This window comes from Amycolatopsis viridis (assembly GCF_011758765.1).
Taxonomy (GTDB): Bacteria; Actinomycetota; Actinomycetes; order Mycobacteriales; family Pseudonocardiaceae; genus Amycolatopsis_E; species Amycolatopsis_E viridis.
The window spans coordinates 1,339,678-1,362,190 of the sequence record NZ_JAANOU010000001.1 but is presented as its reverse complement, the minus strand read 5'-3'; the positions used below and the strand labels follow the sequence as shown (position 1 = coordinate 1,362,190).

Below are 22,513 nucleotides of genomic sequence, written 5' to 3'. Positions count from 1 at the left end.
CGCGCCAATCCCCCGCCCCGCACCCCACTCCGGAAACCTGCACCGAGCGCCGCCACGCCCGGCACTCGCGAATGCACCGATCCCGCACCACCTCGTCGCACCACTGGTCCACTCACCCAGAACCCGAAAACCGCATTCGCCCCTACACGACGTGTCCACTCGTACGCGCCGACCGCCGCCCGGCCGGCCACACCCCATCTGACCAGGCGATTCACCGTCCAGACGAACCCCAGAGCCCCGACCCGCCTTCGGTCACCCACTAGAGTGGCGCGCTCAAGGAACCACGATCCGGGGTTTCCCTGGTGGCCGCCATGGCCGATCCCCTGCCACCCTGGGAGGCGATGATCACTCCAGCGACCTTCACCGACCACCCGCCCGGCGCCCGGCCGGCGCCGCGGGTACGCCGCCGCCTGGCCACCTCCGCCTGGCTGCTGGTGCTGTCGCTGGCCGTACTCACCTTCGGGTTCGTCGCGTCGCGCCCGCACACCCCGCCGGACCAGCGGCCGCCCACGGGCGGCGCCCTCGCGGCCCAGCAGGCGATCGAGGCGCTGGTCCACCCGGGCCCGCAGCCGACCGCCCTGGCACTGCTGCCGAAGGACTTCACCCGGGTCACCGGCGTCGTCCCCGGCCAGATGCAGGCGCGTGACGGCACGGTCCGCGCCGTCCACGTCGACGGCGGCTGCTCCACGCCCTGGGGAGACGACAACACGAAGTGGGACTACGCGGTCCCGTGCAAGGCGCACGACCTGGGCTACGACCTGCTCCGCTACGCCGCAGCGGTCGGGCACCCGCTCGGCCCGGACATCCGCGCGGCGCTCGACCAGCGGCTGTCCACGGACATGCACGCGACCTGCGGCATCAACCCGATGGGCTCGCCGCGCAAGTGCCGCCTGGTGGCGAGCCTCTACTCCGCCGGCCTCGTCGTGAACTCCTGGCACCAGCGCTGGGGACCGCCGGTGGGCGACCCGATCGGGCCGCTCCTCGCCGGGGTCGCGGTGATCGCGTGCCTCCTGGTCTTCCGTCTCCGCGGCTGGCTCCAGCAGCGGCACGTCCGTGCCCCGGCTCCCGCGCCCGTCGCGCCGGCGCCGCTGTCGCCGTGGGTCACGCTCGCCGTGGGCAGTCTCGTGCTGCTGATCCTCGGCGAATCCGCGATCGCACTGGCGCGGTGGGCCGGCGCCGGCCCGGAGTGGCTGTGGCCGTTCACCTGGCTCGCGCAGCTGGCCCCGGTGTTCTTCTTCGCCGGGGGTCGAGCGAACGCGGTGGGATGGTGCGCGACCCGGGACAGCGGCGGCGGGTACCGGCAGTACCTGGCCCACCGGGCGAGCGGGCTCCTCCGGCCCGCCCTGATCTTCGTCGTCGTGGCCCTGCTCGTCCCGCTGGCGCTCGAACTGCTGGGCATCCCGGACGGCACGAACGCGGCGATCATGCGCATCGCGCTGCACCCGCTGTGGCTGGTGGGCGTCTACCTGCTCACCGTGGTCGCGACCCCGCTGATGCTCGCCCTGCACCGCCGCGCCGCCGTGGCTTCGGTCGCCGGCCTGGTCGTGCTCGTCGGGCTGGCCGAGTTGGCCGCCCACGCCCTCGGCTCGGCCGTCCCGCACTACCTCGCGGCGTTCGCCCTGGCCCTGCTCGCCCAGCAGGTCGCATTCGGCCGGATCCGCGCCACCCACCGCCTGGTGCCGGCCGCCGTCCTCGCGGCGGGTGTCACCGGACTGGTCCTGCTCACGACGGTCGGAGGGGTCAGCCGCGACCTCCTCGGCGCACCCGGCACGCCGCCCGCGCTGTCCGCGCCGGCCCTGCCGGTCCTGCTGCTCGGCGCCGCCCAGATCGCCCTGCTCGGGCTGGCCCCGAAACCGATCACCCAGCTCGCCGCCCGCTTCGCGGGTGCGGCGCGAGTGGCGCTGCGCGCGCCGATGAGCCTGTACCTCGGGTTCCTCGCGACGATGCTGCTGGTCGTCGCGCTGGTCTACCTGCCGGACCACCCGTCGGCGATCCTGGTCTGGCTCGCCGACCCGCGCACCTGGGTCGCACTGGCGCTGCTCGCCGTCCCGGCGGTCATGGTGTTCTGGTGGTTCGAGCGCCACCCCCGCCGGGCCGTTCCGGTGCTCGACACCCTCGGCGCGGGGGGCTGGCAGGCCCATGCGGCGACGGTGCTGGGCACCGGGTTCGCGGTGGTCGGGCTGTTCGGCTTCGCGCTGACGCGGTTGGGCGGCGACCACGGCACGATCGTCGGATTGCCGGTCGACCCGATTCAGAACCTTATCCAGCTGCTGATCGGGGTATTCCTGCTGCACACGGTGCGGACAGGGTTCAGCGCGGCGCGCAGCACGTGGGTCGTGACCGGGCTGGCGTGCCTTCCGGCGTTGCTGGAAGCAGCGGACGCGGTGACGATGGCGGTACATGGCGTAACGGCCCTGGTCGCGCTCGTGGCGGTGGCGAGCACGCTCGTTCCCGCCAAGGCGGTGGTGCAGAACACGTAACCGAGTGTTGTGAGCCACTTCGGGAGGGCCGTGTGCGACGCTACGGCCAAGTAGGTGGACGACGGTCGCGAGAGGAGTACCTGGCGTGGACGACCCGCGGAACGAACGTGGGACCGGCCGGCCCGCTCGGCCGCGTCAGCCGCGCCAGATCGACGCCCGCCATGAAGGCCCCGTCCGGCGCACCCCGGGTGAACGGACCTCGGCCGGGCGCCTTCCCACCGATCGTGCCGGCCGGCCGGCAGGCAACCGGACCTCCGCGGGCCGCCCACCGGCGAGCCGCGCGGGGCGGCCACCGGCCTCCCGGGGCCGGGCGGCGCCCGCCCCGGTCCGCCGCCGCCCACCGCCCCCGCCGCCACGGAAGCAGGACCAGTCGCACCGCGGCGCGAAGATCGCCGTCGGACTGGTGTCCCTGCTGGTCATGAGCCTGACCGGGTACGCGTGGGCCGCGATGCAAGGCCTGGTGAGCGCACTGACCACCACCGACGTCATCGACGGCAACAAGCCCGCCGACGGGGCCCGCGACATCCTCCTGGTCGGCATGGACAGCCGCACGGACGCCCAGGGCAACCCGCTGCCCGAGGGCCTCCTCGACCAGCTCCGCGCCGGAGTCTCCGACGGCGAGGCGAACACCGACACCCTGATCCTCGTCCACATCCCCAACGACGGCAGCAAAGCCGTCGCGATCTCCCTGCCCCGCGACTCCTACGTCGCCATCCCGGGCTTCGGCAAGCACAAGATCAACTCCGCGTACGCGCGCGCGAAGGCGGCCGAACGCAAGAAGCTGCAGGACGCGGGCCAGACGGACAGCAAGTCCATCGAGGTGCAGAGCAACCAGGCCGGGGCGAGGACGCTCATCCAGACCGTCGAGCAGCTCACCGGCTCGACGATCGACAACTACGCCTCGGTCAACCTGCTCGGCTTCTCCGAGATCACCAAGGCCATCGGCGGCGTGGACGTGTGCCTCAAGGACAACGTCGACGACCCGTACTCGGGCGCGAAGTTCACCAAGGGGCAGCACACGATCTCCGGCGTGGAGGCACTGGAGTTCGTCCGCCAGCGGCACGGGCTGCCGCGCGGCGACCTGGACCGGGTCGTGCGCCAGCAGGTGTTCATGGCCGGGATGGCGCGCAAGGTGCTCTCCGCGGGCACCCTCGCCGACCCGGGCAAGCTGAGCAGCCTCGCGGACGCGGTCAAGAAATCGGTCGTGCTCAACCAGGGCTGGGACATCATCGGGTTCGCCCAGCAGATGAAGGGCCTCACCGGCGGCCAGCTGGAGTTCCGCACCATCCCGGTCCTCAACATGGACTACAACACCCCCGAGGACGGCCAGGCGATCCAGGTCGACCCGGCCCAGATCCGCAAGTTCGTGAGCGGCACGACCGGGGAGTCCCAGCCCGCCCAGCCCACCGGGGCCGGACCGGCGAAACCGGCGACCACCGTGGACGTCCGGAACGGCACCAGCCGCGCGGGTCTGGCGTCGACGGTCCTGCAGACCCTCACCAGCAAGGGCTACACCGGCGGCCAGACCTCGAACACCACCGCACGCAAGTCCACCGTGGTCCGCTACCCCGCGGGTGGCCAGGCGGCAGCCCAGCAGGTCGCCGACGCGCTGGGGTCGGGGGCGACCATCGAACAGGACCCGACGGTCACCGCGGGCCATCTCGTGGTGCTGATCGGGAACGACTATTCGGCCTCGTCGGACCGGGTGGCGCAGCAGGCGGCGGCCGAGCCCACGGAGAACCCGGCGCCGGCCCCGGGCGACGACCAGCCGATCACCGCCAACGGCATCACCTGCGTCAACTGACCCCCGGCCGGGGCACCCACTTCCGGGTTAGCCCGTTCGGCCTAATAACCGCTGTCAACGACACCGAGTTGGCAAAGTCGCGTAAGGAATCCGCGTTCAGCGACTTTCATACCCGTGAACACCACTGAAGTCCGACCGGGCGTACCAGGGCAGGGGTGCGGCGCGCCGCAAGGTCAGAGCAGGGGACGGGGAGTGCACATCGACAATGACCTCTACCAGCGAATCCTGGGGGAGGAACTTCGCAAGCTGCGCCGGCGCCGGGGCTGGACGCGCAAGGAGCTGAACCAGCACCTGCAGAGCGACATCTCGCTGCAGACGCTCGCGACCTACGAGCTGGGCACACGGCAGTGCTCAGTGGTGCGGCTGGTGGAGCTGTGCCTGGCGATGGACGAGCTGCCACAGGATCTGCTCGCCCGCGTGCACCGGCGGGTGTTCGCCGACGAGCCGGGCAAGGTGCGGCTGGACCTGACCCACATCGTCGCCGACGACCGGGCCGAGCTGCTGCCCCTGCGCCGCTGGGCGGAGGACCGGCTGCGCCAGCCCAGTGCCCCGCGCGAGGTGCGGCTGGACCGCTCCGCGATGACGTGGATGGCGCAGCTGTGCGGTCTCACGGTTCCCGAACTGCTGGAGCGCCTGCACGCCATCGCCGGCGTCGAAGACGACTAGGACACCCTCCCCGCCGGGCGTTCAGCTGAGAACACCGCGGCGGCGGGGAACGGTGCCGGCGCCAGGAGAACACGACGGCCGTGGACCCGAACCCGCCCGCGCATCTCCTGGCGCACGTCCACCGAGGACGGCACGCGTCGGTCGGCGAGCGCGGTCACCCGCGACGAGCACGAAATCCGCCCTGACTGTCCACATTGTTCTGCTTCCGCGCGGGAACCCGGAGCCGAGGAAGATCGACGCGCACCGGCCGCCAGGGCTACCGGACCCGAAGGTCGTGCCGGTCCGGCTGAGCACGATCAGGCGAGGCGCGGCGACACGACGAACGACACGGTGCCGGCGGCGAGGCCCGCATCATCCGCCGCGCCGCGCCCGGTCAGGAGGGCTTCGACCGGAGACAGGTCCTGGGTGATGACGAGCACCAGAGGACATCCGGCGGCAGCGGGACCGGCGTTCCCCGCGCCCGCGCGGCGGCGGCCGGTCAGCTCTATGCTGTTGCCGGTGGTCAGAGCTTAACTGTGGGCCCGGAGAGACTCGAACTCTCACTGGCATGGACCTAAACCATGTGCCTCTGCCAATTGGGCTACGGGCCCCGACCGCCCCAGCCTATCGTCCGGGCGCGGTACGGCGTGGCCGGTGCCGCCCGTCCGAGGCGGTGATCTACGGTTGTGCCCTGCGAAGGTGAGGAGGACCTGTGGCTCGCGACCCGGACACCATCGAGCGGGAGATCGTGAAGGCCCGCGAAGCGCTCGCGTCGACACTGGATCAGCTGGGCGAGAAAGCCAGCCCCAAGCGGCTGGCCGACAACGCCAAGACGACCGTGCGCGCCAAGCTCGACGACCCCAGGGTCAAGTTCCCGTTGATCGGGGTGGGCGCGCTCGTGGCGACGCTGTTGCTGCGCAAGCTCTTCCGCTGAGGTCTCAGGCCCGCGCGGCCGGCGTCGTCGCCGCCGCGGTCACCTTGACCGACGAGGTGGCCGCCGGCACCGGCGATGCCGGCCGCGCGGCCGTCAGGGCGTCCCCGATGTCCGCGGTGAGCTTCGCCTTGGGCTTCTTGTCCGGCTTGGGCGCCGGCTGCTCTGGTACGTCAGCCGGTGCCTCCTCCGCGGTCGCCGCCGCGGCCGGTTTCGGAACGTCGACGGGTGCCGCTTCCGGCCGGGTCAGCCGCGCCGTCATGTACGCCGCGGTGAACTCCAGCGCACTCCCGTTGAGCAGGTGGACGACGGTGGCCCCCTTCGCCACCTCGCCCAGCTCCTCGACGAACTGGTCGACGCGGTCCCGCGCCGCGATGATGCCGGGCGCCCGCGCGGTCAGACTCCTGCCCTGACCGGTCACGGTGACCGCCCAGTCGTCGTCCTCCTGCACGTAGATCGCCGTGATCGGTACCGCCATGAGTCTCACACCCCTGCCGCTCTCGGCTGCAACTCCACTTTGAGGGAGCACTCCGAAGCCCCGTCATGACGCCGATCGTGTTCATCCGATCGGGCGTGCTTCTGCCGCCATTCGCTTAACGCTCTGTCAGCTTCTATCGATACATCAACAGAACTCTGCGTGACAAGTTTTGGGCGGAAATGTGCGATGCGTGACGACCAGATGGAGCAACGAGCTGCGCGAACGTCTGATCACTGAGCGCGAAGGGCCAGCCCGGGCCACAGAATTTCCATGGCGAGATCTGTCGCTAGATCGGGTGTCACCTCATCGTGTTGTTCACACCAGATCGCCAGTCGTTCGCTCGCGCCCACCACGAGTTCGGCCGCGGCGTCGAGCAGCAGCGCTCCCGCCCCGGCGTCGAAGTACTGCGCCATGAGCCTCGCGATGAGGTCCGTCTGCTGCCGCCGGGTCGCCTCCAGCGCCTCCGAGGCCGAGGTGCCGATCAGCGCCAGCTCGTGCCGCAGCAACGACCAGCCCTGCCGCCGCTCGCGTGCGAACACGAAGAACGCCCGTAGTCCGCTGCGCAGGGCCGTACGGGCATCGGTGCAGCCCTCGACCGCGCGCTCGGTCACCTCGCGGAGCTCCGCCCTGGCCTGCGCGACGCACGCGAGCAGCAACCCCTCCTTGGAGTGGAAGTATTCGTAGAGCATCGGCTTGGACACGCCCACCCGCTCGGCGATCTCGTCCATCGACGCCGCGGCGAACCCACGCTCCGCGAACACGACCTCGGCGACCTCGAGCATCTGCTGTTCGCGCTGAGCTCGCGGCATGCGTCGGCGGCGCGTCGGCCCGGTCATGAAACTGACTCTACCGGAAGTAACCTACTCCAAGTAAGATGGACTCGCGGTAACACCTAATGCTCAGTGTGGAGGAAGGTACATGGCAGAGCACACGCGCACGGGCGTGATCATCGTCGGCACCGGGTTCTCCGGCCTGGGCATGGCGATCCAGCTGCGCAAGGAGGGCCGCGAGGACTTCGTGATCCTGGAGAAGGCCGACGACGTCGGCGGCACCTGGCGCGACAACACCTACCCGGGCTGCGCCTGCGACGTCCAGTCGCACATGTACTCGTTCTCCTTCGAGCAGAACCCCAACTGGAGCCGCTCCTTCTCGCCGCAGCCGGAGATCTGGGACTACCTGCGCGGCGTCGCCCGCAAGTACGACCTGTACGCGCGGACGCGGTTCGGCCAGGAGATGACCGGCGCGCGCTGGGACCCCGACGAGCACTGCTGGCACGTCACCACGCGCAGCGGGGACACGTTCAGCGCCCAGTTCCTGGTCAACGGCGTCGGCGCGCTGCACCTGCCGCAGATCCCCGACCTCAAGGGCATCGAGCGGTTCCGCGGCCGGACCTTCCACTCCGCCCAGTGGGACCACGACTACGACCTGCGCGGCAAGCGCGTCGCCGTGGTCGGCACCGGTGCCAGCGCGATCCAGTTCATCCCGGCCATCGCGCCCGAGGTCGAGCAGTTGCACGTCTTCCAGCGCACCCCGGCCTGGGTGATGCCCAAGCCCGACCACGCGATGCCGGACTGGGCCAAGGCCGCGTTCGCGAAGATCCCCGGCACGCAGCGCGCCTACCGCAACCTGCTGTACTGGCTGCTCGAGGCACGCGCGATCGGGTTCAACGGCCACCAGGGCCTGATGAAGCTCGCGCAGAAGCTCGCCAAGGCCAACATCGACAAGCACATCGACGATCCGGCGCTGCGCGCGAAGCTGACGCCGGACTACGTGATGGGCTGCAAGCGGGTGCTGATCTCCAACGACTACTACCCGGCGCTGAACCGGGACAACGTCGACGTGATCACGCACGGCGTCGCGGAGGTCACCGAGACCGGCGTGGTCGGCACCGACGGGGTGGAGCGCGAAGTGGACGCGATCATCTTCGGCACCGGCTTCCACGTCACCGACGCCTTCGACCACCTCGACATCATCGGGCTGGAGGGACGCAAGCTCAACAAGGAGTGGGCGACCGAGGGCATGCGTACCCACCTGGGGATCACGGTCAACGGGTTCCCGAACATGTTCTTCCTCCTCGGGCCGAACACCGGCCTGGGGCACAACTCGGTCGTGTTCATGATCGAGTCCCAGATCCGGTACGTCGCCGAGGCGATCCGGCTGGTCGAGGCCAGTGGAGCGGCGGCGCTGGAGCCGCGGGCGGAGGTGCAGGAGCGGTTCAACGCCGAGATCCAGCACAAGCTGGCGAAGGGTGTGTGGACCCAGGGCGGCTGCAAGAGCTGGTACCTCGACGCGAAGGGCGTGAACCGGACGATCTGGCCGGGGTTCACCTGGCGGTACTGGCTGGCGACGCGCAAGCTGCGGCCGTCGGACTTCGAGCTCGTCGGCACGCACTGACGGTTGCCCGGCCGGCGTGCGGCGACGACGTCGCACGCCGGCCGGGTGGGTCAGGGCGCGACGAGCGGCTCCGCCTCGTAGGCGCGGTGCAGCGTCTCGACGAAGGACGGCGGCGTCGGCAGCTCGACACCGCCGATCCGGTGCACCGGCACGCCGGGCGTCCACGAGTTCATCACCACCGCGCCGCGCAGCGCGGGCAGGTCGGCCGTCGTGATCTCCTGCGCGCGTTGCGGCACGCCGAGCCGGTCCAGTTGCCGGCGGACGATGCCCATCGTGACCCCGCCGAGCATGTCCGCCACCGGCCAGACGACGGTGCTGCCGTCCCAGAAGGCCAGGTTCCAGATCGTCGCCTCGCTCAGCCTGCCGCGGCGGTCCACGAAGGCGGCGTCGTCGAATCCGCGCTTGCGTGCCTGGCGGAGGTGGTAGGTCTTCGCCACCTCGCCGACGTGTTTGACCGCCGGCAGAGCGCGCTCGTGCTCGACCGCCGCCAGCGACAGCGGGCCGGCCGGAGGCACCGCCGCCGGTCCGGTGCGCACCAGCACCTCGGGTTCGCGGCCGGAGCCGGTGAACTCCCCCGACGGCTCGAACACCGTCGCGGTGAGGGACAGGTCGCGCGGTCCCGCCGCGATCGCGGACCGCAGCGCCGTCCGCACCAGTTCGTCGGAGGGCGTGCGGTCGAACAACTCCGCCGACGCCGTGCGGAGGCGGGCCAGGTGCAGGTCCAGGCCGCGCACCCGGCCGTCCCGGACCTGCATGGCGGTGAAGTGCGCGTAACCGGCGAAGGCGAGCGGTGCCAGGTCCTCGGCCGTCGCCGCCCGTCCGTTCCGCTGGGCCACGAAAACGTTCATGGATGCGACGCTAGGGCTTCATACCGCTGTGAAGGTCAACCGGCCACTAGGGGCGCATCAGCGGCGCCTGGTTTCCCGGACGTTCTGCAGCCGCCGCAGGTCCCGCCGGTTCCCGTGCCGGATGCTGCCGGCGAGGAACCCGGCCGCCGAACTTCGGATCGGCGCGGTGGTGCAGCGTCCGGCCGGTGCGGCAGGGGGACACCGATGCGCAGGTACAAGCGATTTCCTGGCGGAACGGCCGGGCGGCGCGCAGGACGAGCCGTTCCCCGGGCACGAGTTCGGCCACTTGGTAGGTGTAGCGCGCCGTGCGGCCCAGAAATCGCGTGAGGAAGCCGAGCCGGGAACCCTCCCGCAGCGGCGGCCGCGTTCGCCATTCCACGTCGACGACGTTCGCGCACCACTCCGCCGCGTTCGCGGGATCGGCGACGTAGGCCGCCACCGCCTCCCGCGCCCGAGCGATCACGACCTCGGCGCGCACGTCGACTCGCACCGTCCACCGGCGTCGCGAACACCACGACCAGCCGCACCCACGGCGTCGGTCGTCCTCAATGGACTCCCCAGCCGACCGGCCGGATCCCGGCGTCAGCCGGAACGGCGCGCCAGCCGCAACCGCCGGTGCGCGGCCATCCGCACCGGGGCGTTCGCGGCGCCGTACCCGCGGTAGCCGCCGATCCGCTGAACGACCTCGAGGAACACCCGCGACCCCAGCACCTCGGTGTAGAAGTGCAGGAACTCGCCGTGCTCGTCGCGGTCGTAGAGCACCGAGTACTCGCGCAGCGCCGCGAGCAGGTCCGGCGGCGGGGCCAGCCGGGCGTCCAGGTCGTCGTAGTAGTTCGCCGGGATCTCCAGCAGCGGCGCACCGGCCGCCCGCATCGCCTTCGCGCTCGCCAGGACGTCGTCGCTGGTGAACGCGATGTGCTGCGGGTCCGGCACCCCGGGCGCCCACTCGCCGCGGCGCAGCAGGGCCACGTTGAGCGCGATCCGGACGGTGTTCGCGGGGTTGGTCACCGCGCGGCTGCGGATCAGGCCGAACGGCGCGGCGAACTCGGTCGGCAGGTCCGGCTGCAGCCCGAGCACCGTGCGGTAGAACAACGCGGCCTCGTCGAAGTTGTCGAACGGCTGGGTCAGCGACACGTGGTCCGTTCCGCGCAGCCCGGCACCCGCGGACGTCACGCCGACCGCCCCGGTCGGGGTGAAGTCCGACAGCCACCCGTCCCGGCAGAAGAACACCGCCGTCCCGTCCGGGGCGGCCACCGCGGACAGGTCGGCCTCGTCCGCCCGGTGCTCGCGCGGCAGCACCGGGGCGTGGAAGGACTCCGCCCGCCGCGCGGAGCGGACCGGGTCCGCGCTCGCCACGGCCAGTGCGCTGATTTCGGCGGGTCCGCCCGTCGCGTTCAGCAGGACCCGCGCGTCGCCCTGCGTCCACAGCTGCACGGGCTTGGACCGGTGCTCCCCGGTGCACGCAAACCCCATGGCGGACAACGCCGCGGCCAGTTGCGGCCCGGTGGTCTCGTCCACGGACAGCTCGGTGAACGCGTGCCCGGTCAGCTCCGGCGCCGCGATCGCCGGCTCCCCCAGCGATTCCGCGAGCCCGAGCAGCGACCGCATCGCGTCGACCGCCGCGCGGTGCGGATCGGCCTGGCGGAACACGTCGTTGAAGACCTCCAGCGACAGCGGACCCGCGTACCCGGTGGCCAGGACGTGCCCGACGAACGCGGTGAGGTCGAAGGCGCCCTGCCCGGGGAACAGCCGGTGGTGCCGGCTCCACTGGAGCACGTCCATGTGCAGCCGCGGCGCGTCGGCCAGCTGCAGGAAGAAGATCTTCGCGCCGGGGATGGTGCGGATCAGGGACAGGTCGCTGCCGCGCGAGAGCACGTGGAAGCTGTCCAGGCACAGGCCGACGGCCGGGTGGTCCGCCCGCCGGACGATGCGCCACGAATGGTCGTAGGTGTCGACGAACCGGCCCCACGCCAGCGCCTCGTAGGCGATCCGCATCCCGCGCCGGGCCGCCCGCTCACCCAGTTCGTGCAGCTGCGCGGCCGCCAGATCGTCGTCGTCCACGGCGTCCGGGGACACCGAGGAGCAGACCAGCATGGTGTCGGTGCCGAGCTGTTCCATCACGTCGAACTTGCGCTCGGCGCGGCGCAGGTTCGCCTCGAACACCGGCGGCGGCACCGCCTCGAAGTCCCGGAACGGTTGGTACAGGTCGATCGACAGGCCGAGGTCCGCGCAGCGGCGCCGGACCTCGGCCGGCGAGGCCGGGGAGACGACGAGGTCGTTTTCGAAGATCTCGACGCCGTCGAAACCGGCGGCCGCCGCCGCAGCCAGCTTGTCCTCGAGCGTGCCGGACAGGCACACGGTCGCGATCCCTCGCCTCATGGCCGGGGCTCCTCTCGCACGGGCCGGTGTTGGATGAACCAGGCGGTGAGTCCTACGGTGCCGATATGCCGACCGAAAGCGCCGAACGCCTGCGCGACGCCGAGCGCACCCGCGCCGAGATCCTGGACGTGGCGACCCGCGAGTTCGCCGACCAGGGCTACGCCGGGGCGCGCGTCAACGAGATCGCGGCGAAGACCCGCACCACGAAGCGGATGCTGTACTACTACTTCGGCAGCAAGGAAGGCCTCTACATCGCGGTGCTCGAACGCGCCTACGCCGGCATCCGCGCCCGCGAACAGGAGCTCGACGTCGACCACCTCGACCCGGTCGAGGCCCTGCGGCAGCTCGCCGAGCTGACCTTCGACCACCACGAGTCGCATCCGGACTTCGTCCGGCTGGTCAGCATCGAGAACATCCACAACGCCGAGCACATCGGACGCTCGGAGGTGCTGTCCCGGCTCGCCAACCCCGCGCTGGACGTGCTGACCCGCATCCTGCACCGGGGCCGGGCCGCCGGGGCGTTCCGGGACGACGTGGACGCCCTGGACGTGCACATGATGATCAGCGCGTTCTGCGTGTTCCGCACGGCCAACCGGTACACGTTCAACGCGATCTTCAAACGCGACATGCTCGACCCCGGCCGGCGCGAGCACTACCGGAAGATGCTCGGCGACCTGCTGGTCGAATACCTGACCGCGCACTGACGATTTCGTTCCCTTCGCGGGTTGACAAGCCACGGACCGCTAACTCACCATTTGGTACGTAACCAAACGGTACATTAACACTCCCGCACCGGAGCGACAGGAGCAGTGACGTGGCCGAGCACGGAAAGCCCCGGAAAGCCGCGGTCGCGGCCTGGATAGGCAGCGCGCTGGAGTACTACGACTTCTTCATCTACGGCACCGCCGCTGCGCTGGTCTTCGGCAAGATCTTCTTCCCCAGCTCGGACCCCACGGCGGGCACACTGCTCGCGCTGGCCACGTTCGGCGTCGGCTACCTGGCCCGGCCCGTCGGCGCGTTCATCCTCGGCCACGTCGGTGACAAGTTCGGCCGCAAGAAGGTCCTGGTTCTCACCGTGCTGCTGATGGGCGCCGCAACCTTCCTGGTCGGCTGCCTGCCCACCTACCGGCAGGTCGGCGTGCTCGCGCCGGTCCTGCTGGTGATCCTGCGCCTGCTGCAGGGCCTGTCCGCGGCCGGTGAACAGGCCGGTGCCAACTCGATGTCGCTCGAACACGCCCCGGCACACCGGCGCGCGTACTACACGAGCTTCACGTTGTCCGGCACCCAGGCGGGGCAGATCCTGGCCACCGCGGTGTTCCTGCCGGTCGCCGCGATGCCCACCGCCGCGTTGCAGAGCTGGGGCTGGCGGGTGCCGTTCTGGGCCAGCGCGGTGGTCGTCGTCGTCGCGTTCGTGATCCGGCGCAGGCTGGAGGAGACCCCGGTGTTCGAGCGCGAGGTCGCCGGCAAGGAACGCGCGAAGCTGCCGGTCGCGGTGCTGTTCCGGGACCACTGGGCCGACGTGCTGCGGGTCGTCGTCGCAGCCCTGATCGCCGCGGTGAGCACGATCTTCACCGTCTACGCGCTGTCCTACGCGGTCAACTCGGCCGGGCTGGCCCGCTCCCCGATGCTCTGGGTCGGCGTGCTCGCCAACATCGTCGCGCTGGCCGCGATCCCGCTGTGGGCGCGGCTGGCGGACCGGGTCGGGCGCAAGCCGGTGTTCATCGGCGGCTCGCTCGGCTGCGCGGTGCTGATCTTCGCCTACCTCGGCGCGATCTCGGCGGGCAACTACGTGCTGGTGTTCGTGACCGGGATCCTGATGTTCGGTGTCGTCTACAGCGCGACGAACGCGGTGTGGCCGGCCTTCTACGGCGAGATGTTCCCGGCCCGCGTGCGGTTGTCCGGCATGGCGATCGGCACGCAGATCGGGTTCGCGATCGCCGGGTTCACGCCGACCATCGCCGCCGGCATCGCCGGGGCGAAGAGCGCCAACTGGGTCGGCGTCGCGACCTTCACCGCGGGTCTGTGCCTGCTGACCGTGCTCGCGGTGCTCACCGGCCGGGACAACTACCGGGTGCCGACCGCCGACCTGGGCCGCAAGAGCCGGGACGCGGACCGGGTGACGATGACCTCGCCAGGCGGTGCGGCGGCCTGACGCGCATCAGGTTTTCCGGGCACCGAAACCCGGCCCGGTCGAGTACGCTCTGGCCGAGGCCGATGGGAAACGACAGCACGGACTGCCATGACGACCGATCGCAATGTTCTGGGCGGCGAACTCGAGCCCTGCGGCACCGATCCGATGACCGGGTACTACCGGGACGGCTGCTGCACCACCGGTGACGACGACCTCGGCAGCCACACCGTGTGCGCCGTGGTGACCAAGGAGTTCCTGGAGTACCAGCGCACCGTCGGCAACGACCTGTCCACGCCGCGCCCGGAATACGGCTTCCCGGGGCTGCAACCCGGGGACCGCTGGTGCGTCGTCGCCGCGCGGTGGCGGCAGGCGTACGAAGCCGGGGTGGCGGCGCCGGTGGTGCTGGCGTCGACCCACGAACGCGCACTGGACATCGTTCCGCTGGAAGCCCTGCGGCAGCACGCGGTGGATGTGCCCGCGGATCCTGGTTCGCTGACCTGAGCCTCCGGCGGGCCGGCACGGCGGCCACCAGCCCGGTCGGCGTGGCGGCGATCCGGCTCGTGCGAGAGCCGAGCCTGCCCACGATGTCGAGCGCCCGGGAAGCGGTCACCGCACGACTCCATCCAGCTGCGGGCGGGAACCGGGGACCACATAAAGTGACCGCGTGCGCGGCGAGGGCTACTACGACCTGCTCGGGGTGGACCGGCATGCCTCCACGGCGGAGATCAAGTCCGCCTACCGGCAGAAGGCGCGGACCGTGCACCCGGACGCCGGCGGTTCACCCGACGAGTTCCAGGCGCTGCGGCAGGCGTACGAGGTGCTGGTCGACCCGTTGCAGCGCGCCGCGTACGACCGGGCACTGGATCGCGCGGCCGCGACCGCCAGCCCGGTCCGGGCGCGCCGGCCGGGCCGTCGGCTGGGCGAGGATCCGAGCTTCACGGCCGAACTGCCCGTGCTCGACCCGGACGCGCTGGAGTGGTGGGACGCGGCGCGCGAGAAGGCACGGGCGGGAGACCGCGCCGCACCCGGTCACGCACCGGCGGCCTTGCTGCTGGCGTGGCTGCTGCTCGTGGTGCTGCCGATCATGGCGGGGGCACTCGCGGTCGCGGTGTGGCTGGTGCTCGCGTCGGCGGTGGCGATCTGGCTGGTGCGGCAGCACCTGGAGATGGTGCGGGCCGAGCGCGCGGTGGACGAGGAGTTCGCCGGTGAGGTCGTTTTCGGCAGCCCGGGCAGTGAGCCGGACCAGTGGGGCGAGCGGCTCACGGCGGAGCTGCTGGAGCGGTACCTGACGCGGCTGCCGGGGGCGCGGATCTTCCATGGGCTCGCCTGGCCGGGTTCGGTCTTCGCCGACATCGACCACGCGGTGCTGGCTGGGCGGCGCCTGGTGCTGATCGAGTCGAAGACGTGGCTGCCCGGGCACTACGCGGCCGATGAGTACGGCGAGCTGTGGCGGGACAACCGCCGGTTCCGCGGCGGCGCGACACAGCTACCGGAAGCGCTCGATGCCTTCCGGGCGCTGCTGCCCGGCGCGGAGATCCGCGGGGCGCTGATCGTCTACCCGAGCCGCACCGGCGCGATCACCACCGACGAGGACTTCGACGTGCCCGCGCCGCCCATGACGCCGGACCAGTTCGTGCAGGTGATCGGCGACTGGCTGGCGGCCGAGCCGGCCCGCGTGGACCTGCGGCTGCTGCGCAAGGTGCGCGACCAGGTCGTCTAGTCACGCCACGCCGAGCAGCTGGTCGAAGCAGTAGACGGGTGTGCGCCGCGGTCGCTCGACGACGAACGTGCCCTTCGACGGGATCGTGCGCACGAGACCGCGGTCGCGGAGGATCCGCGTGGCGTGGCGGCAGGTGCCGAGCGCGATGCCGTACTGCCGGGCGAGCACCTGTTCGGCCGGAAGCGGCTGGTTGACCGCGAGTTCACCGCTCTCGATGCGGCGGGCCAGGTCGTCGGCGACGAGTTCGTAGAGGTAGGCGGGACCGTGCGCGGCGAGTTCTCTGTTCACCCCTGCACGGTAGCATGTAAAGGACAAAAAGTAGGGAGAACACGACCATTGGTAGGCTGTGCCGCTGTGACGATGGAGGAGGCCCTGGACGCCCGGCTGCGCGCGCTGGCGACACGGGTGCGGCGGTTCCGTCGGGAGCGCGACCTGAGCCAGGCCGACCTCGCCGACCGGGCCGGGGTGTCCCGCTCGGTCGTCGCCGAGCTGGAACGGTCGCGACTGGCGACCGGCGGCCCGCGCCCCACCCGCAACATCACGCTCGACACGCTGTTCCGCATGGCCGAGGCGCTCGGCGTGCACCCCGCCGACCTGCTGGACGACCGGCCGAGCCCGCGCACCCCCGCGGGCTAGAAGCCGCGCACTCCACGGACGGTGATGTGCACGGCCTGCGGGTACGCCTCCCCGAAGGCCTCCAGGCTGCCGCTGATCTGGGTCATCGCGTCGCCGTACTTCGCCACGTACGCCGGGTTCTCGTGCGGCCCCGGTTGCGAGTCGACCGGCCGGGCGAGGCCGCGGAACACGACGATGTCGCCACCTTGCCCGTCGCTGTCGAAGTTGAGCGACACCTGCGGCCGGTCCCGGATGTGCGACAAGCGCTTCGCGTGCACGGCGTTGTACACCAGGAACCCGTCGCCGGCCCACAGGAACCACACCGGGTTCGGTTGCGGGGTGCCGTCGGCGCCGGCCGTGGTCAGCCACACGACCCGCTCGCGCTCGAGCCGCTCACGCACCCGCTGCCCGAACGCAGTGGACGGGTCGGGAAGCACGTCACCTGCCATGTCACCAGCGTAGTGGCCGGGCTCACTTCCGTCGCAACACCGCGCACCCCACGTGGTAGGCATTCGGGGAGCGAACGCCGGGAAGGAAACGTCGATGCGTCTGCTGCTGCTGTCCAATTCGACCGCGCCCGGACGCGGCTACCTGGAGCACGCGACGGACGCGCTGGCCGAGGTGCTGGCGGACGTGCGCCGGCTGGTGTTCGTCCCGTTCGCGCTGGCCGACCACGACGGCTACACGGCCACCGTCGCCAAGGCGCTCGCCCCGTTCGGAGTCGAGGTCGCCGGCGCCCACCAGGACGACCCGATCCGGTTGCTCAACTCCGCGCAGGCGGTGTTCACCGGCGGCGGCAACACCTTCCGGCTGCTGCGCCAGCTCTACCGCCGCGAGCTGCTCGCCCCGATCCGCGACCGGGTGGCGCACGGGACCGTCTACATCGGATCGAGTGCGGGCACGAACGTCGCCTGCCCCACCATCCGCACCACCAACGACATGCCGATCGTGCAGCCGCCCGCGTTCGAGGCGGCGGGGTTCGTGCCGTTCCAGATCAACCCGCACTACCTGGACGCGCCGCCGTCCGCCACCCACATGGGCGAAACCCGCGAGGAGCGGATCGAACAGTTCCTGGAGGAGAACGACGTGCCGGTGCTGGGCCTGCGGGAAGGCACCTGGCTGCGCCGCGAAGACCGGGCGCTCACCCTCGGCGGCGAGCAGGCGGGTGCGCGGCTGTTCCGCCGCGGCGCGGAACCGGCCGAGCTGCGGCCGGGCGCGGACCTCAGCGACCTGCTGGCCGACGAGATCGCCTGAGCCGCCGCGACGGCCGCGCGTCACCACGCTGGCCGTGATCGTTCCCGGGTACGCTGGCGGCATGGTTTGACGCCTGCCCGGTGCCCGGGCCCCTCCGCGATCTCCTTCGTTCACCGCGCCCGAATTTCGAGCTGACGAAGGAGAATTTCCCGTGACCACACCTGTCCCCGTCGACGTGCCGGACGGATTCGTCGCGTCTTACGGCGTGCACGGCCCCGCGGCGCGGGCATGGTCGCCGAGCTGCCCCGTCTGGCCGGCGAGTTCCTGGAGCGCTGGGGCCTGCGGGTCGACGGCCCGCCGGCGTACGGCATGGCGTCGCTGGTCCTGCCCGTGCGCCGGTCCGACGGAACTCCCGCCGTGTTGAAGCTCCAGCAGCCGCGGGAGGAGACCGCCGGGAGCACGGCCGGCTTGCGGGCGTGGAACGGCGACGGGACCGTCCGCCTGCTCGACCACGACGACCACACCGCCACGCAGTTACTGGAGCGGCTGGACGCGACCCGGCCCCTGTCCGCGATCCCCGACGACACCGAGGCCATCCACATCCTGGCCGATCTGCTGGCGCGGCTGACCGCGGTGCCCGCCCCGGCGGGTCTGCGACGGCTGTCCGACATCGCCGGAGCCATGCTCGACCAGGTTCCGCGTGCGGTGCCGGCCCTGCGGATCCCGCCGAACAGCGGCTGGTGCGCACCTGCGCGTCCGCCGTCGCCGAGCTCGTGGGTGAACCGGGCGACCGCCTGCTGCACTGGGATCTGCACTACGACAACGTTCTCGCCGGAACACGCGAACCCTGGCTGGCGATCGATCCCGAACCGCTGGCCGGCGACCCGGGGTTCGACCTGCTGCCCACGCTGGACAGCCGGTGGGACGAGGTGACGGCCACCGGTGACGTTGCTCGCGCGGTGCTCCGGCGCTTCGACCTGCTGACCGAGGTCCTCGGGCTGGACCGGAACCGGGCAACCGGCTGGACCCTCGGCCGGGTGCTGCAGAACGCGCTGTGGGACGTCGAAGGCGGCAAGGCGGCACTGGAACCGGTCCAGGTCGCCATCGCCACGGCCCTGCTGCGCCATCGGTGAGAGCTCCCAGGCTCCGGGGAAAACCGGTCACCTGTCCGGCGCGGAACGACCACGCTCCGGGAGCCGGATCGGGTGGGCTAGCCTGGGCACGCCAAAGACGTCGAGGTCGGCTTCGCGGGAGGTGAGCGCGATCGCGGACATCACGACCCGCCCCACCGTGAGCAGGCGGCGCGAGGTCAGTCACACGAGCGCGAGGTCGGTTCTGATGACCGTGCTCGGGGAATTCGTGCTGCCGCGGGACCGCCCGGTGTGGACCTCGACCCTGGTCGACGTGCTCGCGATGTTCGGCATCGAGGAGAAGTCGGCCCGCCAGGCACTGGCCCGCACCGCCGCGGAAGGCTGGCTGGTGTCGCAACGGCACGGCCGCCGGGTGCGGTGGTCGCTGACCGCGCCGGGCCGGCGGCTGCTGACCGAAGGCGCTGAGCGCATCTACGGCTTCGGCCGTGAGCACACCCCGTGGGACGGCAGCTGGCTCATGCTGCTGGTGTCGGTGCCGGAGACGAAGCGGGACCTGCGGCACAGCCTGCGCACCCGGCTGACCTGGGCCGGCTTCGGCTCACCGACGCCCGGTGTGTGGATCAGCCCCGATCCGAGCAGGCAGGACGAAGCGAAGGCCATCGTGCGTGACCTGGGGCTGGACGCCGAGGCGATGTCGTTCGTCGCGGCCTACGGCAGCGTCGGCGACGAGGACGCCATGGTCGCCCGCGCGTGGGACCTGACCGCCCTCGAGGAGCGGTACGAGGACTTCGTCGACGAATTCGCCGGGCTGGCACCCGCGTCCGGTGAGGCGGTGCTGCACGCCCAGACCCGGCTGGTGCACGAGTGGCGCCGCTTCCCGTTCCTCGACCCCCGGCTGCCGGGCCGGCTGCTACCCGAGAACTGGAGCGGCGCGAAGGCCGCGGAACTGTTCCACCGCAGGCACGTGGAATGGCGCCCGGTCGCACAGCGGCACTGGGACGCGCTGATCGGCGCGGAAGAGGCCGCCTAGGTTCTGCTTCCGCAGCGGCGGAGCGCCCACCGGCATCGCCTCGGGTTCCGCTACCCGGGGCGATGCCACGCGAGCCACTGCCGAAACGCGCATCAGTCCGGCAGGTTGCCGTCGCCACCGAGGTTCGCCACCATGCGCCGCAGCACGTTGATGGTGGTCACGAAGTCGGCGGTGTCGACACCCTCGTGCATCCGTTCGTGGACCCGCGCGTTGCGCTCCCGCGCCCGGACCCGGCCGGCTTCCCCTGCCTCGGTGAGCGTCAGCCGCCCGTCCCGCTCGGTCATCCAGCCGCGGGCGAGGAGGTCGTCGAAGACCTCGTCGAAGTCGATACCGAGGTCGTCGTACCTCGCCAGGCGCTCGACCAGCGCCTGGCGCGTCCACTCCCCCGGCTTCCCGGCAACGTGGTTGAGCGTCCACCAATGCGGCTGGGTGAGGTCCTCGACCGCCAGCGCGGCGCGGAGCGCGCCCACCACGCGCCGGGATGCTTCGCTGCTCCACGCCCCGATGGGCTGGGCCGCCAGTACTTCAGCGGAGTATTCCTTGATCACGATCCGACCGTAGAACTTCTACCTAACTGGAGGTCAAGCACGGTCCGCGCCGAACGCGGTCAGGTGTTCCAGCAGCAGTGCGGTCAGGACCTCGGGCACCTCCTCGGGAACCCAGTGCGTCACGTCCTCCAGCATCTGGAACGAGTAGGCCCCGGTGACCCAGTTCTCGGTTTCCAGCGCGGCGGTCGAGCCGAACGCGACGTCCTCCGTGCTCCACACGTACAGGGTCGGCACCGCGACCTTCTCGATCGCGGCCCGCGGCCGGTTCGCGCGGTACCAGTTCAGCGCCGCGGTCAGGGCTCCCGGCTCGGACAGCCGCCGGATGTACTCGTCGACCCGGCTCGCCGGCACCTTCCACTCGAACATCCGCCGCAGCGCCTCGGCGTTGTTCGCGAGCATCTGCCGCTCCGTCGAGCTCGAGCGCCAGTCCCGCATGTACTGCGACCGCAACTGCTGGTCCTCGTCCACGCGCAGGGCGTGACCCAGCGCGCCCGGGTGCGGTGTCGACACCACCGTCAGCGTGCGGAGCCGCTCGGGGTGCTCGGACGCCGTCCACCAGGCGACCGCACCGCCCCAGTCGTGCCCGACCAGGTCGAACCGGGACCACCCCAACGTGCCGGCGATGGCGAGGACGTCGCCCACCAGCTCGTCCATGCCGTACTCGGTGGCCTGCTCCGGGCGCACGCCCGGCGAGTACCCGCGCTGGTCGGGCGCCACCGCGCGGAAACCCCGGTCGCCCAGCACCGCGACCTGGTGCTCCCACGACACCGCCGCCTCTGGAAACCCGTGCAGCAGCAGCACGGGCCTGCCGTCGACGGGACCGGCCGCGATCGCGTCGAACGTACCGGCCGCGGTCGGGATGCTCAGGTAATCCATCACGCCGCAGACCCTACGGCCTGCCACCGACAAGAACCCGGCCCTCCCGTGACCGGCCGCCGTCATCCCCACCCGCAGGGTGATGCACGTCCTCCAGGCAGCGCCAGCGGCGCCGCGCGGTCGCGCACGACGCCGTGGCGGTTTTTCGGGTCAGGTGCGGGAGAACTCGGCGCTCACCGCGTTCGGGCCGTCGTACTCGCGGTCCGGCAGCTGGCGCAGGTGGCCCAGCACGTCATCCGGCGCGCCCTGGCTCTGCGCGTGCTCCACGAGCTCGTCACGCGTGCACGGGTAGTCCACACCCGCCAGGAACTTCTGCATCTGAATCGGATTCGGGGCCGACATCGTCGTGCTCCTTCCTGTTGTGGCACGTCCGCCCCCGGGCTACCCACGTGTGGCCCGCTCACTCGCCCGTCCGCACGGACCGTCCGGCCACTTGCTCCCCGCCGGCGCAACGGCGACGGGACCGTGCTGATTCGCCACAGCTCGTCGCCCCCGCCGGCACGGTGCGTCAGGGGCAGGTCGAGCGGCAAGTGGATCGTGCCGGATTTCCCACCGGCGGCGGTGATCTCGTCCGGCAGGCCTCCCAGCCATTCAGGCTGCCGACAGCAGCGCGTTTCAGTTCGGCCCCGTTTCCGGGGATCCAAACGTGCGAAACATTCGCGACCGGATCGAAGTTGTGTCGCTGTACCGGCAAGCTTTCCCGGCCGACGCCGGGGCAGGAGCCGGGTGGTGACAGCCGCATCAGCGTGCAGCGGCTCGCCAGTCCTTCGCTTGGCCGGGTGATTCCACCAGCGGTCCGCATGACCCCGCGCGAGCAGGGGAACTCGCCGAATGCTGGGGAACCGGCGATCGACACCGCCGGGACTTGTCAAGATCGGCACGAAACGGAGGTGGGCCGCACATGCCACCGAAGCGGAAACCGAACCAGAAAACGCAACGTTACGCGAGGTCTCCCGGAGCCGCTTCCAATACCGGGATCGCGCCCAACATTCCACGTCAGGGCGGCCGGGTATCCGGCACCCGGGATCTGACGCAATACCGTCAGTTCAACGAGGGCAACAATCGGGACCGAGCGAATTTCATCAGGAACAACGCCACCACGCAGGGCAGCCCTTTTCACAACCTGGGCAACCCGGGGCCGCTGCCGACGGGCTACACCTACCACAGCTTCACGCTCTTCCCCACCACGCAGGGCGGGCGCGACGGGACCCGGCTGGTGCGCGGTATCAGCACGTCAGGAGGGCCCACCCGGTGGTACGAGACCAGCAACCACTACCGGACGTTCTACGAGCTGACGAACTGGAACGGCGTTCGCTGAGCGGATGATCTGTGATCACACGGGAGATTCG

The 22,513-nt window shown here is 71.2% G+C and carries 24 protein-coding genes, 1 tRNA gene and 1 pseudogene; 14 read left to right on the top strand and 12 right to left on the bottom strand.

Annotation, left to right across the window (positions count from 1 at the left end):
• Positions 1-341 precede the first annotated feature (341 nt).
• From FHX46_RS06760 to FHX46_RS06750, 3 genes are all read left to right on the top strand, one after another.
• Positions 342-2,480, top strand: a complete 2,139-nt coding sequence (locus tag FHX46_RS06760; protein WP_167111639.1) for a phospholipase A2 — start codon at positions 342-344, stop codon at positions 2,478-2,480.
• Between the two features lie 85 nt (positions 2,481-2,565).
• A complete protein-coding gene (locus FHX46_RS06755) occupies positions 2,566-4,284 on the top strand; it encodes an LCP family protein (protein ID WP_167111637.1) in 1,719 nt (572 codons plus the stop codon).
• A 192-nt stretch (positions 4,285-4,476) separates the two neighbouring features.
• The gene (locus FHX46_RS06750; protein ID WP_167111635.1) at positions 4,477-4,950 is read left to right on the top strand and encodes a helix-turn-helix domain-containing protein; all 474 of its coding nucleotides are present in this window, start codon (positions 4,477-4,479) and stop codon (positions 4,948-4,950) included.
• A 296-nt stretch (positions 4,951-5,246) separates the two neighbouring features.
• Here FHX46_RS06750 and FHX46_RS28765 read toward each other — a convergent pair whose 3' ends face one another.
• On the bottom strand, positions 5,247-5,369 hold the full coding sequence (locus FHX46_RS28765) for a hypothetical protein (protein WP_279589422.1): 123 nt from the start codon (positions 5,367-5,369) through the stop codon (positions 5,247-5,249).
• Positions 5,370-5,466: 97 nt separating this feature from the next.
• Positions 5,467-5,540 (bottom strand) — tRNA-Leu (locus FHX46_RS06745).
• 101 nt (positions 5,541-5,641) lie between these two features.
• Here FHX46_RS06745 and FHX46_RS06740 point away from each other — a divergent pair.
• Positions 5,642-5,863, top strand: coding sequence for a DUF3618 domain-containing protein (locus FHX46_RS06740; protein ID WP_167105021.1), 222 nt, complete (start codon positions 5,642-5,644; stop codon positions 5,861-5,863).
• A 4-nt stretch (positions 5,864-5,867) separates the two neighbouring features.
• Here the strand turns inward: FHX46_RS06740 and FHX46_RS06735 are convergent, their stop codons facing one another.
• On the bottom strand, positions 5,868-6,338 hold the full coding sequence (locus FHX46_RS06735) for a hypothetical protein (RefSeq protein ID WP_208400033.1): 471 nt from the start codon (positions 6,336-6,338) through the stop codon (positions 5,868-5,870).
• A gap of 230 nt (positions 6,339-6,568) precedes the next feature.
• The gene (locus FHX46_RS06730; RefSeq protein WP_167121197.1) at positions 6,569-7,120 is read right to left on the bottom strand and encodes a TetR/AcrR family transcriptional regulator; all 552 of its coding nucleotides are present in this window, start codon (positions 7,118-7,120) and stop codon (positions 6,569-6,571) included.
• Positions 7,121-7,256: 136 nt separating this feature from the next.
• Here FHX46_RS06730 and FHX46_RS06725 point away from each other — a divergent pair, with 136 nt between their 5' ends.
• A complete protein-coding gene (locus tag FHX46_RS06725) occupies positions 7,257-8,732 on the top strand; it encodes a flavin-containing monooxygenase (protein ID WP_167111631.1) in 1,476 nt (491 codons plus the stop codon).
• A gap of 50 nt (positions 8,733-8,782) precedes the next feature.
• On the opposite strand, the gene FHX46_RS06720 is transcribed toward FHX46_RS06725, so the two are convergent.
• From FHX46_RS06720 to FHX46_RS06710, 3 genes are all read right to left on the bottom strand, one after another.
• Positions 8,783-9,580, bottom strand: coding sequence for an aminotransferase class IV family protein (locus tag FHX46_RS06720; protein WP_167111629.1), 798 nt, complete (start codon positions 9,578-9,580; stop codon positions 8,783-8,785).
• Between the two features lie 46 nt (positions 9,581-9,626).
• On the bottom strand, positions 9,627-10,070 hold the full coding sequence (locus FHX46_RS06715) for an SRPBCC family protein (RefSeq protein ID WP_313886047.1): 444 nt from the start codon (positions 10,068-10,070) through the stop codon (positions 9,627-9,629).
• A 92-nt stretch (positions 10,071-10,162) separates the two neighbouring features.
• Positions 10,163-11,959 carry a bifunctional sugar phosphate isomerase/epimerase/4-hydroxyphenylpyruvate dioxygenase family protein gene (locus tag FHX46_RS06710; protein WP_167111627.1) on the bottom strand — a complete coding sequence of 599 codons (1,797 nt, stop codon included), beginning with the start codon at positions 11,957-11,959 and terminating at the stop codon, positions 10,163-10,165.
• 65 nt (positions 11,960-12,024) lie between these two features.
• On the opposite strand from FHX46_RS06710, the gene FHX46_RS06705 reads away from it, so the two are divergent.
• The 4 genes from FHX46_RS06705 to FHX46_RS06690 all read left to right on the top strand — a co-directional run bounded on the left by FHX46_RS06705 (position 12,025) and on the right by FHX46_RS06690 (position 15,810).
• Positions 12,025-12,663 carry a TetR/AcrR family transcriptional regulator gene (locus tag FHX46_RS06705; protein ID WP_167111625.1) on the top strand — a complete coding sequence of 213 codons (639 nt, stop codon included), beginning with the start codon at positions 12,025-12,027 and terminating at the stop codon, positions 12,661-12,663.
• A 110-nt stretch (positions 12,664-12,773) separates the two neighbouring features.
• A complete protein-coding gene (locus tag FHX46_RS06700) occupies positions 12,774-14,111 on the top strand; it encodes an MFS transporter (protein WP_167111623.1) in 1,338 nt (445 codons plus the stop codon).
• 87 nt (positions 14,112-14,198) lie between these two features.
• A complete protein-coding gene (locus FHX46_RS06695; protein ID WP_167111621.1) occupies positions 14,199-14,591 on the top strand; it encodes a DUF2237 family protein in 393 nt (130 codons plus the stop codon).
• A 163-nt stretch (positions 14,592-14,754) separates the two neighbouring features.
• Positions 14,755-15,810: a J domain-containing protein gene (locus FHX46_RS06690; protein WP_167111619.1), complete on the top strand. Its 1,056-nt coding sequence runs from the start codon at positions 14,755-14,757 to the stop codon at positions 15,808-15,810.
• On the opposite strand, the gene FHX46_RS06685 is transcribed toward FHX46_RS06690, so the two are convergent.
• A complete protein-coding gene (locus tag FHX46_RS06685; RefSeq protein ID WP_167111616.1) occupies positions 15,811-16,098 on the bottom strand; it encodes a GntR family transcriptional regulator in 288 nt (95 codons plus the stop codon).
• Positions 16,099-16,170: 72 nt separating this feature from the next.
• Here FHX46_RS06685 and FHX46_RS06680 point away from each other — a divergent pair, with 72 nt between their 5' ends.
• On the top strand, positions 16,171-16,446 hold the full coding sequence (locus FHX46_RS06680; RefSeq protein WP_167121195.1) for a helix-turn-helix transcriptional regulator: 276 nt from the start codon (positions 16,171-16,173) through the stop codon (positions 16,444-16,446).
• Here the strand turns inward: FHX46_RS06680 and FHX46_RS06675 are convergent.
• A complete protein-coding gene (locus FHX46_RS06675; RefSeq protein ID WP_167111614.1) occupies positions 16,443-16,874 on the bottom strand; it encodes a TIGR03667 family PPOX class F420-dependent oxidoreductase in 432 nt (143 codons plus the stop codon). The two genes, FHX46_RS06680 and FHX46_RS06675, sit on opposite strands and share 4 nt — an antisense overlap.
• 94 nt (positions 16,875-16,968) lie before the next feature.
• On the opposite strand from FHX46_RS06675, the gene pepE reads away from it, so the two are divergent.
• The 3 genes and pseudogenes from pepE to FHX46_RS06660 all read left to right on the top strand — a co-directional run bounded on the left by pepE (position 16,969) and on the right by FHX46_RS06660 (position 19,740).
• Positions 16,969-17,679 (top strand): dipeptidase PepE, encoded by a 711-nt coding sequence (gene pepE, locus FHX46_RS06670; protein WP_167111612.1) that lies wholly within the window; start codon positions 16,969-16,971, stop codon positions 17,677-17,679.
• Between the two features lie 151 nt (positions 17,680-17,830).
• A pseudogene (locus tag FHX46_RS28980) lies at positions 17,831-18,752 on the top strand (aminoglycoside phosphotransferase family protein).
• A gap of 157 nt (positions 18,753-18,909) precedes the next feature.
• On the top strand, positions 18,910-19,740 hold the full coding sequence (locus FHX46_RS06660) for a PaaX family transcriptional regulator (RefSeq protein ID WP_313886274.1): 831 nt from the start codon (positions 18,910-18,912) through the stop codon (positions 19,738-19,740).
• Positions 19,741-19,832: 92 nt separating this feature from the next.
• Here the strand turns inward: FHX46_RS06660 and FHX46_RS06655 are convergent, their stop codons facing one another.
• The 3 genes from FHX46_RS06655 to FHX46_RS06645 form a co-directional block, all read right to left on the bottom strand.
• Positions 19,833-20,288, bottom strand: a complete 456-nt coding sequence (locus tag FHX46_RS06655) for a MarR family transcriptional regulator (protein ID WP_167111608.1) — start codon at positions 20,286-20,288, stop codon at positions 19,833-19,835.
• Positions 20,289-20,321: 33 nt separating this feature from the next.
• On the bottom strand, positions 20,322-21,167 hold the full coding sequence (locus FHX46_RS06650; protein ID WP_167111606.1) for an alpha/beta fold hydrolase: 846 nt from the start codon (positions 21,165-21,167) through the stop codon (positions 20,322-20,324).
• A gap of 147 nt (positions 21,168-21,314) precedes the next feature.
• On the bottom strand, positions 21,315-21,506 hold the full coding sequence (locus FHX46_RS06645) for a DUF2795 domain-containing protein (protein ID WP_167111604.1): 192 nt from the start codon (positions 21,504-21,506) through the stop codon (positions 21,315-21,317).
• A gap of 559 nt (positions 21,507-22,065) precedes the next feature.
• Here FHX46_RS06645 and FHX46_RS06640 point away from each other — a divergent pair.
• Complete coding sequence (locus FHX46_RS06640; protein WP_167111603.1) at positions 22,066-22,482, top strand: ribonuclease domain-containing protein; 417 nt, start codon at positions 22,066-22,068, stop codon at positions 22,480-22,482.
• Positions 22,483-22,513: the final 31 nt, after the last annotated feature.

Coding starts and splice junctions, on each gene's coding strand:
- FHX46_RS06735 (WP_208400033.1), bottom strand. CDS start 6,338: ATGGCGGTACCGATCACGGCGATCTACGTGCAGGAGGACGACGACTGG.
- FHX46_RS06680 (WP_167121195.1), top strand. CDS start 16,171: ATGGAGGAGGCCCTGGACGCCCGGCTGCGCGCGCTGGCGACACGGGTG.
- FHX46_RS06730 (WP_167121197.1), bottom strand. CDS start 7,120: ATGCTCGAGGTCGCCGAGGTCGTGTTCGCGGAGCGTGGGTTCGCCGCG.
- FHX46_RS06710 (WP_167111627.1), bottom strand. CDS start 11,959: ATGAGGCGAGGGATCGCGACCGTGTGCCTGTCCGGCACGCTCGAGGAC.
- FHX46_RS06720 (WP_167111629.1), bottom strand. CDS start 9,580: ATGAACGTTTTCGTGGCCCAGCGGAACGGACGGGCGGCGACGGCCGAG.
- pepE (WP_167111612.1), top strand. CDS start 16,969: ATGCGTCTGCTGCTGCTGTCCAATTCGACCGCGCCCGGACGCGGCTAC.
- FHX46_RS06695 (WP_167111621.1), top strand. CDS start 14,199: ATGACGACCGATCGCAATGTTCTGGGCGGCGAACTCGAGCCCTGCGGC.
- FHX46_RS06705 (WP_167111625.1), top strand. CDS start 12,025: ATGCCGACCGAAAGCGCCGAACGCCTGCGCGACGCCGAGCGCACCCGC.
- FHX46_RS06640 (WP_167111603.1), top strand. CDS start 22,066: ATGCCACCGAAGCGGAAACCGAACCAGAAAACGCAACGTTACGCGAGG.
- FHX46_RS06725 (WP_167111631.1), top strand. CDS start 7,257: ATGGCAGAGCACACGCGCACGGGCGTGATCATCGTCGGCACCGGGTTC.
- FHX46_RS06645 (WP_167111604.1), bottom strand. CDS start 21,506: ATGTCGGCCCCGAATCCGATTCAGATGCAGAAGTTCCTGGCGGGTGTG.
- FHX46_RS06675 (WP_167111614.1), bottom strand. CDS start 16,874: ATGGCAGGTGACGTGCTTCCCGACCCGTCCACTGCGTTCGGGCAGCGG.
- FHX46_RS06760 (WP_167111639.1), top strand. CDS start 342: ATGATCACTCCAGCGACCTTCACCGACCACCCGCCCGGCGCCCGGCCG.